The sequence below is a fragment of the Eggerthella sp. BIOML-A1 genome, assembly GCF_009875595.1.
Classification (GTDB): Bacteria; Actinomycetota; Coriobacteriia; order Coriobacteriales; family Eggerthellaceae; genus Eggerthella; species Eggerthella lenta.
This window is the reverse complement of sequence record NZ_WWRZ01000002.1, coordinates 263,122-275,249: the sequence shown is the minus strand read 5'-3', so window position 1 is coordinate 275,249 and position 12,128 is coordinate 263,122. Positions and strand designations below refer to the sequence as shown.

Annotated in this window: 20 protein-coding genes; all 20 read right to left on the bottom strand. The window is 62.0% G+C overall.

Features of this window, described 5'->3' with window-relative positions:
* Positions 1-25: 25 nt before the first annotated feature.
* A complete protein-coding gene (locus GT590_RS03005) occupies positions 26-2,203 on the bottom strand; it encodes a hypothetical protein (RefSeq protein WP_009306334.1) in 2,178 nt (725 codons plus the stop codon).
* A 93-nt stretch (positions 2,204-2,296) separates the two neighbouring features.
* Positions 2,297-2,923 (bottom strand): adenylate kinase, encoded by a 627-nt coding sequence (locus GT590_RS03000; RefSeq protein WP_009306335.1) that lies wholly within the window; start codon positions 2,921-2,923, stop codon positions 2,297-2,299.
* 293 nt (positions 2,924-3,216) lie between these two features.
* Entirely contained in the window at positions 3,217-4,497 is a 1,281-nt protein-coding gene (gene secY, locus GT590_RS02995) for a preprotein translocase subunit SecY (RefSeq protein WP_009607815.1), read from the bottom strand.
* Positions 4,491-4,940, bottom strand: coding sequence for a 50S ribosomal protein L15 (rplO, locus tag GT590_RS02990; RefSeq protein ID WP_009306337.1), 450 nt, complete (start codon positions 4,938-4,940; stop codon positions 4,491-4,493). Before rplO ends, secY begins: the two co-directional genes overlap by 7 nt.
* A 143-nt stretch (positions 4,941-5,083) precedes the next feature.
* The gene (gene rpmD, locus GT590_RS02985) at positions 5,084-5,275 is read right to left on the bottom strand and encodes a 50S ribosomal protein L30 (protein ID WP_114538263.1); all 192 of its coding nucleotides are present in this window, start codon (positions 5,273-5,275) and stop codon (positions 5,084-5,086) included.
* Complete coding sequence (gene rpsE, locus GT590_RS02980; protein ID WP_009306339.1) at positions 5,275-5,802, bottom strand: 30S ribosomal protein S5; 528 nt, start codon at positions 5,800-5,802, stop codon at positions 5,275-5,277. Before rpsE ends, rpmD begins: the two co-directional genes overlap by 1 nt.
* Before the next feature lie 15 nt (positions 5,803-5,817).
* Positions 5,818-6,186: a 50S ribosomal protein L18 gene (gene rplR / locus GT590_RS02975; RefSeq protein ID WP_009306340.1), complete on the bottom strand. Its 369-nt coding sequence runs from the start codon at positions 6,184-6,186 to the stop codon at positions 5,818-5,820.
* Between the two features lie 37 nt (positions 6,187-6,223).
* The gene (gene rplF, locus GT590_RS02970) at positions 6,224-6,763 is read right to left on the bottom strand and encodes a 50S ribosomal protein L6 (RefSeq protein WP_009306341.1); all 540 of its coding nucleotides are present in this window, start codon (positions 6,761-6,763) and stop codon (positions 6,224-6,226) included.
* A 17-nt stretch (positions 6,764-6,780) separates the two neighbouring features.
* Positions 6,781-7,179, bottom strand: coding sequence for a 30S ribosomal protein S8 (gene rpsH, locus GT590_RS02965; RefSeq protein ID WP_009306342.1), 399 nt, complete (start codon positions 7,177-7,179; stop codon positions 6,781-6,783).
* A gap of 106 nt (positions 7,180-7,285) precedes the next feature.
* Positions 7,286-7,471: a type Z 30S ribosomal protein S14 gene (locus tag GT590_RS02960; RefSeq protein ID WP_009306343.1), complete on the bottom strand. Its 186-nt coding sequence runs from the start codon at positions 7,469-7,471 to the stop codon at positions 7,286-7,288.
* Positions 7,472-7,577: 106 nt separating this feature from the next.
* Positions 7,578-8,129: a 50S ribosomal protein L5 gene (rplE, locus tag GT590_RS02955; protein WP_009306344.1), complete on the bottom strand. Its 552-nt coding sequence runs from the start codon at positions 8,127-8,129 to the stop codon at positions 7,578-7,580.
* A gap of 125 nt (positions 8,130-8,254) precedes the next feature.
* A complete protein-coding gene (rplX, locus tag GT590_RS02950; protein WP_175282507.1) occupies positions 8,255-8,566 on the bottom strand; it encodes a 50S ribosomal protein L24 in 312 nt (103 codons plus the stop codon).
* 23 nt (positions 8,567-8,589) lie between these two features.
* Complete coding sequence (gene rplN / locus GT590_RS02945; protein ID WP_009306346.1) at positions 8,590-8,958, bottom strand: 50S ribosomal protein L14; 369 nt, start codon at positions 8,956-8,958, stop codon at positions 8,590-8,592.
* A gap of 51 nt (positions 8,959-9,009) precedes the next feature.
* On the bottom strand, positions 9,010-9,270 hold the full coding sequence (rpsQ, locus tag GT590_RS02940) for a 30S ribosomal protein S17 (RefSeq protein ID WP_009306347.1): 261 nt from the start codon (positions 9,268-9,270) through the stop codon (positions 9,010-9,012).
* Positions 9,271-9,297: 27 nt separating this feature from the next.
* Positions 9,298-9,492: a 50S ribosomal protein L29 gene (gene rpmC, locus GT590_RS02935; RefSeq protein ID WP_009306348.1), complete on the bottom strand. Its 195-nt coding sequence runs from the start codon at positions 9,490-9,492 to the stop codon at positions 9,298-9,300.
* Positions 9,493-9,915, bottom strand: a complete 423-nt coding sequence (gene rplP / locus GT590_RS02930) for a 50S ribosomal protein L16 (protein ID WP_009306349.1) — start codon at positions 9,913-9,915, stop codon at positions 9,493-9,495.
* A complete protein-coding gene (gene rpsC, locus GT590_RS02925) occupies positions 9,915-10,628 on the bottom strand; it encodes a 30S ribosomal protein S3 (RefSeq protein WP_009306350.1) in 714 nt (237 codons plus the stop codon). Before rpsC ends, rplP begins: the two co-directional genes overlap by 1 nt.
* Before the next feature lie 5 nt (positions 10,629-10,633).
* Entirely contained in the window at positions 10,634-10,975 is a 342-nt protein-coding gene (rplV, locus tag GT590_RS02920; protein WP_009306351.1) for a 50S ribosomal protein L22, read from the bottom strand.
* Positions 10,976-10,990: 15 nt separating this feature from the next.
* On the bottom strand, positions 10,991-11,266 hold the full coding sequence (gene rpsS / locus GT590_RS02915) for a 30S ribosomal protein S19 (RefSeq protein WP_009306352.1): 276 nt from the start codon (positions 11,264-11,266) through the stop codon (positions 10,991-10,993).
* Between the two features lie 22 nt (positions 11,267-11,288).
* A complete protein-coding gene (gene rplB / locus GT590_RS02910) occupies positions 11,289-12,119 on the bottom strand; it encodes a 50S ribosomal protein L2 (protein WP_009306353.1) in 831 nt (276 codons plus the stop codon).
* Between the last annotated feature and the right edge of the window lie 9 nt (positions 12,120-12,128).

Here is a 12,128-nt window from a genome sequence, read left to right as displayed (position 1 = left end):
TGCGGATACGGATACGGATACGGATCTATGTCCAGAACTGCGCGGTTTCGATGATGTCGCGGTACGCCCACGGATACACGTCGGAGTACCAGCCCGTCTCGGGCACGAAGCACAGAAGCGCGCTGTACAGCACCGACACGGCCACCAGCACGAGCAGCACCTTCATGAGCAGGTTCTGCACGGTCGAACCGGGCTGCAGGTTCTCGTTCACGATAAACACGAGCAGCACCACCGCGGCCAAGAACATGAAGCTGAAGTCGGCGAAGTATCGTTGCAGGATGCCGGCCATCTCCGCATCGGCCAGCGCCACGATGACGCCGCCCAGCAGCAGCACGACGATGACGCCCGCGATGGTGCGCGTGGAGCGCTGGCTCATGCGCAGCTGCAGGACGCGCTTCGCGAACGGCAGCACCCACAGCACCGGCAGGCACGCGAAGATGCCGCCGAAGGTGACTTCCTTGATGGTCTGCCCCATGTACGTGGTATCGAACGGCGCCGGCTGCAAATACGGGAACACGCCCGTTGCGCTGGGCGGTTGCAGGAAGTAAGCGAACAGCGCCGGGGCCAAACGCCCGATGTTCCACCCGCGCTTCGTCATGTCGTTCACCGTGAGGTTGTAGTTCGCCCCGAAGTCCGTGAACGAGCCGAAGCGCGCATGGTTGTACGCCATCAGGCCGGCCGCCACCACGAGGTAGGGCGCGATGAGGCAGGCGAACTCGCGTGCGCCACGCGGGGTGAGCAGCCGGCGCTTGGTGATGTACGCGCGCCAGAACAACGGAAACGCCACCAACGACAGCACCAGCAGCTGCGGGCGGCATCCCGCGACCAGCGCCATGCACAGCGATCCCGCAAGGTACCACTTCTCGGGTCCCGCCGAAGCGCGCCCCTTCATCCAGAAGTACAGGCCCCACACCGAGAACGCCAGGCCCAGTGCGATGGGCAGCGAGTAGAACGTCGGGAACTTCAGCAGGTACAGCACGCCGCAGCACATGACCAGCGGTATCTGCAGCAACAGGTACAACCCCAAGCTCACCCGTTTGAAGTGGTAGCGCGCGAACCGGTCCAACAGCGCCGAGCATCCCAACACGAACGCCACGACGGCGATCAGCACGCCGATGGCCGTGGGGAAATTCGCGCCCGTCAGCAAGTAGAACGGCAGGTAGAACAATATGACCGGCACCACGCCGAAGTACACGTAGTAGTGCCCGTTATAATACGCCACGTCGAAAAGATAGGGCTCTCCCGTCTCCTTCTGCATCTCGTCGCGCGCGCCCTTGTCGTAGGGGTCGTTGGAGTCTTGCAGCCACTGCGGCGGCTCCTCCTCCAGGTACAGCTGGCCGCGAGCCATGGCCTTCGCCAATTCCGCGTACTGCTGCGCGTTGTCACCGCCCACCTCGAATACGTTGACCAGGCTCTTGCCGTCCCACGAGCCGCTGTTGTAGCTTTGCGTGGCCACGCCCACGAGATTCGATCCCAGGAACAGGAACGAGCCCAGCAGACACACCTCGATAGCCACCGTTGCGACGATGGCGGCCTTCGACTTGCGCGGCTCGCTGACGATGCCGATGCGGTAGATGGCCGAGCCCGGACGGAACGCGAACGCCAACGCCAGCAGGCCCATGCAGACGAAGAAGCGCGTCGTGTTGAAGTCGAACGGGTGATGCGCGTTGAGGACGATGTCGCTCAGCTTGATGGGATAGCTCACGTCGTCGCCCGCGATCTCGATACGCAGGTTCTTCACGAGGCCCGTCGTGTTGAGGTTGATGTACTCGCTCTGATCGCTGAACGTGGACACCCCCACCGGTGGCACGCCTACCGTGTACTCCGTGGAGTCGAAGTACGTATGGTGCGCGTCGTCAGTGAACTGGATCTTCACCGTCAGATCCTGCGCAGGCTGCCGGTAGTCGAAGTTCAGCCAGATGTTGTGCACCTCGGTGTTGAGGTTCGAGAACTCCAGCACGTGGTTCACCGCGGTCACCTTGTACTGGTCGTCAACGGTCTCCTGCAAGGTGAGCTTGTCGTTCAGCGAGATGGTGTTGTAGTTCGCCGACGTGAAGTAGTTGATGTTGAACAGGAACGTCTCGAGCAGAAGCGAGATCAGTACGATGGCAAGCGCGCTCTTGATCAGGTGAACCGCCGCCAAGCGGTGCCTGCTCATGAAGCCGTTGTAGGCATAGGCTATGTTCTGGCGTACGGTCGGCATATTGGTATGGAATTATAGATGAAAAAAGGCGGGCGAGGCAGCTCAAGCCCCGTCCGCCTTCAAGATTGCGTGCAAAAAGCGCGCGGACGCGCTTTACAGACCAAGCGCCTGCTTCACGTCGGCGTACACCACGTTCGGATCGCGATCGCCGTCGATGGAGACGAGCAGGTCGCAGCCGCGATAGTAGTCGATCAGCGGAGCCGTGGACTTCTCGTACACGTCGAGGCGGTTGCGCACCGTGGCCTCGTTGTCGTCGTCGCGCTGGTACATCTCGCCACCGCACTTGGGGCAGGTCTCGTCGGCGGCGGTGCCGATGTAGTTGCAGTCGCGGCACATGCGACGCGAGGTGAGGCGCTTGACGATGACCTCGGGATCCACGTCCACGAGCAGCGCCGCGTCCAGCGGGCGTCCCAGCTTGGACAGCTCGGCGTCGAGCGCGACCGCCTGGGCGGACGTGCGCGGGAAGCCGTCGAGGATGAAGCCCTTCTCGGTGTCCGGATCCTGCAGGCGCTCGGTGACCAAGCCGATGATGACATCGTCGGGCACGAGGTCGCCCGCGTCCATGAAAGACTTCGCCTTCTGCCCCAGCGGCGTGCCGGCCTTTACGGCAGCGCGCAGCATGTCGCCCGTGGAGATGTGCGGCGTGCCGAACTCTTCAACCAGCTTGGCCGCCTGCGTACCCTTACCAGCACCCGGCGCCCCTAACAACACGATATTCATGATGGTTCAATCCTTTCGACATACAATCGATGCGCCGTATTGTATCAAAGCCCTACGCCGTACGCGCGCATTTCAACAGAAAGACAGGCAGAGCGAACGAATGCGCCCCGAAGGGCGCATAATAAACTCGCAGGTCGTTCGTAAAGACAGCGAGAAGCCCCGAGGTGCCTTGTTCCGTTGGCCGCAAGGCCAGTGGATCCGATTTGTACAAATATTGTACAAATCGGCGGTCCTGGCGCATAAAAAAAGCCCTGACCAGTTATCTGATCAGGGCTTTTACATTTACCGCTTCCCTATTTGAAGAAACCTTCGTAGTTATGCATCTTCAGCTGGCTTTCCACCTTGTTCATGGTGTCGAGGGCCACGCCGATCATGATGAGGATCGAAGTGCCGCCGAACGCCTGGATGAGCGTATTGCCGGTGAAGTAGAAGATGATCGTCGGCACCACCGCGATGGCGGCGATGAAGATGCCGCCAGGCAGCGTGACGCGATGCAGCACGTTCTTGATATAGGTCACCGTCGCCGTGCCCGGACGCACACCGGGGATGAAGCCGCCCTGCTTGCGCAGGTTGTCGGCCGTCTCCTCCGGATTGAACACCATGGAGGTGTAGAAGTACGCGAAGAACACGATGAGCAGCACGGTGAGGATCCAGTTGACCCAGCCGGTGGAGATGGCGTCGGCCACCGCCGTCAGCCAGCCCACGTTGAACAGGGCCGCCAGCTGCGCCGGGAAGTAGATCAGGCAGCTCGCGAAGATGATCGGGATGACGCCCGCCGCATTCACCTTGAGGGGAATGTAGGTGGACTGGCCGCCCATCATCTTGCGACCCTGCACGCGCTTGGCATAGTTCACCGGGATGCGACGCTGCGCACGCTCCACGAAGATGATCGCGGGAATGCAGGCAAGCACCACAAGCAGGGTGACCACCGTAATCGCGACGCCCATAGTGGTATCGGCCGTGAGGTTCATCGACGAGAAGATGGCGCTCGGCACGCGCGACACGATGCTCACGAAGATGATGAGCGACATGCCGTTGCCGATGCCGCGCTGCGTGATAAGCTCGCCCATCCACATGATGAACGCAGTGCCCGCCACGAGCGTGAACACGACGAGGATGTCGGTGAGGATCTCCGGCACCTCCGTGGAGAACACCACGCCGTACTGCGGCGACTTGAACAGCAGCAGGTAGCCGATGGCATTGATCAGACCCAGACCCAACGTCAGGTAACGCGTGATCTGCGTGATCTTGCGACGACCCGTCTCGCCTTCCTTAGCCCAGCGCCCGATGGCGGGGATGACGCCCTGCATCAGCTGCATGATGATCGATGCCGTGATGTAGGGCATGATGCCCAGCGAGAACACCGAGAAGTTCGACAACGCACCGCCCGTGAACAGGTCGAGCATGGTCATGGACACGCCCGAGTCCTGGAACGAGTTCGCGAACTCGTTGAACGGGATGCCGGGCACCGGCACGTACGCGCCGAAACGATACAGCGCGAGGATAGCCAGAGTGAACAAGATCTTCTTGCGCAGCTCCGGTACCTTGAATGCATCGATGATCGAGCTTAGCAAGGCTCTTCGACCTTTCCTCCGGCTGCTTCGATCTTCGCCTTGGCGGAAGCAGACACCTTATCCACCTGCACGGTGAGAGCCTTGGTGATCTCGCCGTCGCCCAGCACCTTCACGAGCGCGTCGGCGTGCTTGATGATGCCCTTGGCCTTGAGGCTTTCGCCGTTCACCACGTCGCCGGCCTCGAAGGTCTCCTCGAGACGCTTCACGTTGACGGGCAGGTACTCCACGTGGTTGATGTTCTTGAAGCCCGGGAGCTTCGGCAGACGACGGGCGAGCGGCGTCTGACCGCCCTCGAAGCCTGCACCCTTGCCGCCGCCAGCACGCGACTTCTGGCCGTTCATACCGCGACCGGACGTCTTGCCCGTGCCCGACGCGGGACCGCGACCCACGCGCTTGCGGGGCTTGCGCGAACCTTCAGCCGGCTTGAGATCCTTGAGTTCCATGTTAGTTTCTCCTTCTTTCGCTGTCCGGGACCCTTCCCGGCGCTGGCAGCTCGCCGCCAGCAAACTTCCGTAAATCGACCATCGGCGTGCCGTTGCGGCACGCCGACGAATCATTATATCCTACCTGCCAAGCACCACGAAGATTAGATCTCTTCGACCTTGACCAAGTGCTTCACCTTGAAGATCATGCCGCGGACGGACTCGTTGTCCACCTGCTCCACGGAGCGGTTGATCTTGCCGAGGCCAAGCGCGCGCAGGGTCTTGCCCTGGTCGTCCTTGTAGCCGATGGAGCTTTTCACCTGGGTGATGCGCAGGGTCTTCTTTGCGTCAGCCATTAGTTCTTCTCCTTCCAGCCGTAGATCTTGGAGACGGACATGCCGCGACGCTCGGAAACCTGCTCGGGGCTCTCCATGTTCTTGAGACCCTCGGCGGTGGCCTTGACCACGTTCATCACGTTGTCGGTGCCGAGCGACTTGGCGAAGCAGTCGGTGACGCCCGCCAGCTCCATGACCGCACGAGCCGCGCCGCCGGCGATAACGCCGGTACCGGGCGTAGCCGGCTTGATGAGCACGCGACCGGCACCGTACTCGCCGATGATCTCGTGCGGCAGCGTCTTCTCGGCCGTCAGCGGTACGCTGAACATGTTCTTCTTCGCGTCCTCGACGCCCTTCTTGATGGCGATGGGCACTTCCTGGGACTTGCCCATGCCCACGCCGACGCGACCGTTGCCGTCGCCGACCACCACGAGCGCGGTGAGCGCGAAGCGGCGGCCGCCCTTGACAACCTTCGACACGCGGTTGATGTAGACGACGCGCTCCTGAAGCTCGGGGACCGCGGCGTTGTCTTGTTTGTTACGAGCCATAGACCTTAACCCCTTCTAGAATTTCAAGCCTGCTTCGCGAGCGGCATCGGCCAAAGCCTTGATGCGCCCGTGATACAGGTTGCCGCCACGGTCGAACACGACTTCCGTGACACCGGATTCCTGCGCCTTCTTGCCCACGATCGCGCCCAGGGCGGCAGCGCCCTCGACGGTCGCGCCGCTCTTGCCCGTAGCCTTGAAATCGGGGCCGAGCGTGGAAACGCCGCAGATCGTCTTGCCGGCGACGTCGTCGATCACCTGCACGTACATGTTGGAGTTGCTGCGCGTGACGCACACGCGGGGACGAGCCGCCGTACCGGCGATCTTTCCGCGAACGCGACGATGGCGACGAGCCAGCGCAGCCTGCTTTTTCTGAAGCTTGTTCATGATAATCCCTTCGATCTCAGTCGTTCGCGGCTCGCGCCTAGTCCTTGCCGGCCTTGCCGACCTTGCGGCGGACATGCTCGCCCTCATAGCGAATGCCCTTGCCCTTGTAGGGCTCCGGCTTGCGCCACTTGCGGATGTTCGCGGCAACCTGGCCGACCTGCTCCTTGGAAGGACCGCTCACGATGATCTCGGTCTGGCTGGGCACCTCGAACGTGATGTTCTCGGGAGCCTCCACCAGCACGGGATGGGAGAAGCCGAGCTGCATCTCAAGATCCTTGCCCTTGAGCGCGGCACGGTAGCCGACGCCCACGAGCTGCAGCTTCTTGGAGAAGCCGGCAGACACGCCCTCCACCATGTTGGCGATGAGCGTGCGCACGAGGCCGTGGTAGGCCTTCGCTTCGCGGGAGTCGTTCGGACGCTCGACGATGATGTCGTCGCCCTCCCGCTTGATGGTCATGATCTCGGGGAAGGTGCGGGTCAGTTCGCCCTTCGCCCCTTTCGCCGTCACCGTCGTGCCGTCGATGGTCACATCGACTCCGGCAGGAACGGTCACGGGCAGCTTGCCAATACGAGACATATCTATCCCTCCCTTTCCTACCAGATGTAGGCGATGACTTCGCCGCCAACGCCCTTTTTACGGGCATCGCGATCGGTCATAACGCCGTTGCTCGTCGAAACGATAGCCGTGCCGAGGCCACCGAGCACGCGGGGCAGCTCGTCCTTGCCCGCGTAGATGCGCAGGCCGGGCTTCGAGATGCGCTTGATGCCGCGGATCGTCTTGGCCTTCTTGTCACCGTACTTCAACGTGATCTCGAGCGTAGCGCGCGGCTCGCCCTCGATGACGTCGTAGCCCTGAACATAGCCCTCTTCCTGCATGATGCGGGCTATCTCGACAAGTTTCTTGCTGGACGGCATGGACACCGTCGGCTTGCCGGCAGAGTTAGCGTTACGCACGCGCGTAAGCATATCTGCAATGGGGTCGGTCATGGTCATAGTGATTTTCTCCTTTGGTCCGTGATGAGCCTGTCGATTCGGTTCGTCGGCGCCCGTAACGCCTCCGCCTGAACCGTGGCACACCCGAGCGTAATCGTCGTGTGGCTTACCACGAAGCTTTGGTCACGCCGGGCAGTTCGCCTTTGTTGGCCAACTCGCGCAAGCAGACGCGGCACAGGCCGAACTTGCGGTAGTAGGCGCGGGGACGTCCGCAGCGCGTGCAGCGGTTGTGCTGACGCGTCGAGAACTTCGGCTCGCGCTTGGCCTTGGCGACCATCGATTTCTTAGCCATGCAAATCCTTCTTTCTTATATCCAGCCCGTCCGATCGTCCGGACGGGCTCGAGTGCACGTTTCAGCGCAGGTTGCCTTGGGGCAGCCTTGGGTGGGACAACGCGGGTTATTCCTTGTCCTTGAACGGGAAGCCCAGCGCGTCGAGCAGCGCGAAGGCGCTGTCGTCGTCCGGAGCCGTCGTCACGAACGTGATGTCCATGCCGCGCGTGCGATCGATCTTGTCGTAATCGATCTCCGAGAAGATAAGCTGCTCGGTGACGCCCATGGTGTAGTTGCCGCGGCCGTCGAAGCTGGTCGGCGAAATGCCGCGGAAGTCGCGCACGCGGGGAAGCGCCGTGGCCAGCAGGCGGTCGAGGAACTCCCACATGCGGTCGCCGCGCAGCGTGACCTTGCAGCCGATGGGCTGGCCTTCGCGCACGTGGAAACCGGCGATGGACTTCTTGGCGCGCGTCACGCAGGGCTGCTGGCCCGTGATGATGCGCAGGTCGCCCATGGCGGCGTCCAGCAGCTTGTGGTCGGCAGCGGCGGCGCCCACGCCCATGTTCACGACGATCTTCTCAAGGCGCGGAACCTTGTTCACGTTGTCGAGGGCGAGATCCTTCTCGAGCTTGGCCACGATCTCGTTGGTGTACTTTTCCTTCAAGCGAGGAGCAGTCATGTTTTCCTGTATCCTTTCGATGAATTAAACGCAGGATTTCCGACCCTGCGTCCCCAACCGGCCTGGCCGGAGGGGGTCATTGCTCAAAGGGGCGCGCCGCCGAAGCGCCGCGCCGCCTTCATGTGCTAGTCGATGTCCTTGCCGCACTTCTTGCAGACGCGGACCTTCTTGCCGTTCTCGTCGCGCTTGTTGCTGACGCGCGTGGGCTGCTTGCAGCTCGGGCACACCAGCATCACGTTCGACACGTGGATGGGAGCCTCCACCGAAGAGATACCGCCCTGCGGGTTCTGCTGCGTGGGGCGAAGAGCCTTCTTGACGATGTTGACCTTCTCCACGACGACGCGCTGCTTCTGCGGCAGCGAATGCAGGATCGTGCCCTCTTTGCCCTTGTCCTTGCCGGCCAGGACCTTCACCTTATCGCCCTTTTTGATGTTCATGCTGTTCATTTGCGCACACCTCCTTAGAGCGTTTCAGGTGCCAGGGACACGATCTTCATGTACTTCTTGTCGCGCAGCTCGCGGGCGACGGGCCCGAAGATGCGCGTGCCGCGCGGGGCGCCGTTCGTGTCGATCAGAACGGCTGCGTTCTGATCGAACTTGATGTAGCTGCCGTCGGCACGACGAACTTCCTTCTTCACGCGAACGACCACGCAGCGGACGACGTCGCCCTTCTTCACGTTGGTGTTCGGCGCGGCTTCTTTAACGCTGCAGATGATGACATCGCCCAGTCCCGCATAACGGCGCTTGGAGCCGCCCAGGACCTTGATGCACTGCACCTTGCGAGCGCCGGAGTTATCGGCCACTGCGAGCATGGTTTGCATCTGAATCATTGCTTCAACCTAACTTTCATCTCGATAGTCTTTCGCGACGAGCGCGCAAGACTACTGGGCCTTCTCGACGATCTTCACGAGGCGCCAGCGCTTCATCTTCGACAGCGGACGCGTTTCCATGATCTGAACGGTGTCGCCGAGGCCGGCTTCATTGTTCTCGTCATGGGCATGGAACTTCTTCGTCGTCGTCATCATCTTGCCGTACACGGGGTGCGGCTTGCGCTCCTTGACTTGCACGACGCAGGTCTTGTCGTTGACGGCGCTTACCACGACGCCCTGACGGACCTTGCGGGAGTTACGTTCTTCGCTCATGTGTATCCAACCTTCCTAGCCGACGGGCTATGCGCTCAGCTCGCGGGCGCGCATCTCGGTCTGAATACGCGCGATGTCCTTTTTGACCTGCTTCACGCGGGCGGTGTTGTCAAGCTGGCTCGTAGCCATCTGGAAGCGCAGGTTGAAAAGCTCCGCGCGCGCTTCCTTGAGTTTCGCCTGCAAATCGTCGGCAGACAGCTCACGGATCTCTGCTGCTTTCATTTATTCCTGCCCTTCCGTTTCACGAGAAACAATCTTGCACTTGATGGGCAACTTGTTGATGGCGAGGCGGAGCGCTTCTTTGGCGACGGCCTCGTCGACGCCACCGATCTCGAACATGATGCGGCCGGGCTTGACGACCGCGACCCATGCCTCGGGGTTGCCCTTACCGGAACCCATGCGAGTCTCGGCAGGCTTCTTCGTGATGGGCTTGTCCGGGAAGATCGTGATCCACACCTTGCCGCCACGCTTCATGTAGCGGGTCATGGCGATACGGGCTGCCTCGATCTGGCGGTTGGTGATCCAAGCGGCTTCGAGCGCCTGGATGCCGTATTCGCCGTGGTTCAACCGGGTGCCGCCTTTGGCCTTGCCCTTCATGGAACCACGCTGCACCTTGCGGTGCTTCACGCGCTTAGGTACGAGCATTACTTTGCCCTCCTATCGTTACGATCGTTGCGACGGGGACGGCTGGGGCGAGAGCTGCCCTCGAGCGCCGGCTGGGGAGCCTTCTGGCCGGGGAGCACTTCGCCGTGGTACACCCACACCTGCACGCCGATGGAGCCCATCGTCGTAGCAGCCGTGGCGAAACCGTAGTCGATCTTGGCACGCAGCGTGTGCAGCGGCACGCGACCTTCGCGATACCACTCGCGACGGCTCATCTCGGCACCGCCGAGACGGCCGGAGCACTGGATGCGGATGCCCTTGGCGCCGCTCTTGCGGGCGGACTGGACGGCCTTGCGCATCGCACGGCGGAACGCAACGCGTCCCTCGAGCTGCTCGGCAACGGACTGCGCGATGAGCGCAGCATCGAGCTCGGGGCGCTTGACCTCGACGACCTCGATGGACACCGGACCGTTGGCGACCTTCTCGAGCTTCTTGCGCAGCGAGTCGATCTCAGCGCCCTTCTTGCCGATGACGACGCCCGGACGGGCGGTGGTCACGATGATCTTGATCTTGTCGCCGGCGCGCTCGATCTCGATCTTGGAGACGGCGGCACGGGCGAGCTGCTTGTCCAAAAACTTCCTGATGGCCAAGTCGTTTGCCAGGTTCTTGGCGTAATCCTTGTCGGCGTACCAGCGGCTACGCCATTCCTCGGTGATGCCGAGACGGAACCCGGTGGGGCTTACTTTCTGACCCATGCGGCTTATGCCTCCTCTCGCGGTGCAACGATGATGGTGATGTGGCTCGTGCGCTTGCGGATGCGCGAAGCGGAGCCCTTGGCGCGCGGACGGATGCGCTTGAGCGTGGGGCCTTCGTCGGCGAAGGCGGCCTTCACGATGAGCGTTTCCGGGCGCACGTGGTGCTGGTTCTCGGCGTTGGCCACAGCGGAGTTCAGCGTCTTGGCGACAACCTCGGCGATGGCGCGGTCGGAGAACTGCAGGATCTCGCGAGCGGCGGGCACGGACTTGCCACGAATCAGATCGATGACGATACGCGCCTTACGGGGCGAAACGCGGACATAGCGTGCAATTGCTTTAGCTTCCATTGTTTTCACCCCTTCTTATCTCTTCTTGCCCTTGTCGGCGGAATGACCCTTAAAGGTGCGGGTCGGGGCGAATTCGCCCAGCTTGTGGCCGACCATGGATTCCGTAACGTATACCGGCACGTGCTTGCGGCCATCGTGCACGGCGATGGTGTGACCCACCATTTCCGGGAAGATGGTGCTCGAGCGCGACCAGGTCTTCACGACGTTCTTCTCGCCCGCCGCATTCATCTTCTCGATACGATCAAGAAGGCGCGGTTCAACGAAAGGACCCTTCTTCAAACTTCTACTCACTATTACTCCTTAACGCTTTGCGCTACTTCTTGCGACGGCGGATGATCAAGCGGCTCGAAGCCTTCTTGGGATTGCGGGTGCGATGGCCCTTCGTGGGAACGCCCCACGGGGTGACCGGGTGACGACCAGCGGACTTGTTCTTGCCCTCGCCGCCGCCGTGCGGGTGGTCGACCGGGTTCATGACGGTACCGCGAACGCTGGGACGGATGCCCTTCCAACGGTTGCGACCGGCCTTGCCGATCTTGATGTTGGAGTGCTCAGCGTTACCGACCTCGCCCACCGTCGCGCGGCACGTGATGAGCACGCGGCGCATTTCGGAGGAAGGCATGCGCAGGATGGCGTAGTCGCCCTCCTTGCCCATGAGCTGGATGCTGGTGCCGGCGGAACGGGCGATAGCGGCGCCCTTGCCCGGCTGCAGCTCCACGGCGTGGATGAGCGTACCGACGGGGATGTTGGCCAACGGCAGGGCGTTGCCCGGCTTGATGTCGGCCTCGACACCGCTCATGACGGTATCGCCCACGCGGAGGCCCTTCGGATGAAGGATGTAGCGCTTCTCGCCGTCGACGTAGTGCAACAGGGCGATGCGGGCGCTGCGGTTCGGGTCGTACTCGATGGTCGCGACCTTCGCGGGGACGCCGTCCTTGTTGCGCTTGAAGTCGATGATGCGGTAACGGCGCTTGTTACCGCCGCCCTGATGGCGGGTGGTGATGCGGCCGTTGTTGTTGCGTCCTGCCTTGTTGGACAGCGGCGCAAGCAGCGACTTCTCCGGCGTCGACGTCGTGATCTCGGCGAAGTCCGAGACCGTTTGGAAGCGTCGGCCGGGGCTGGTCGGCTTGTACTGTTTGACTCCCATTGCTTTCCT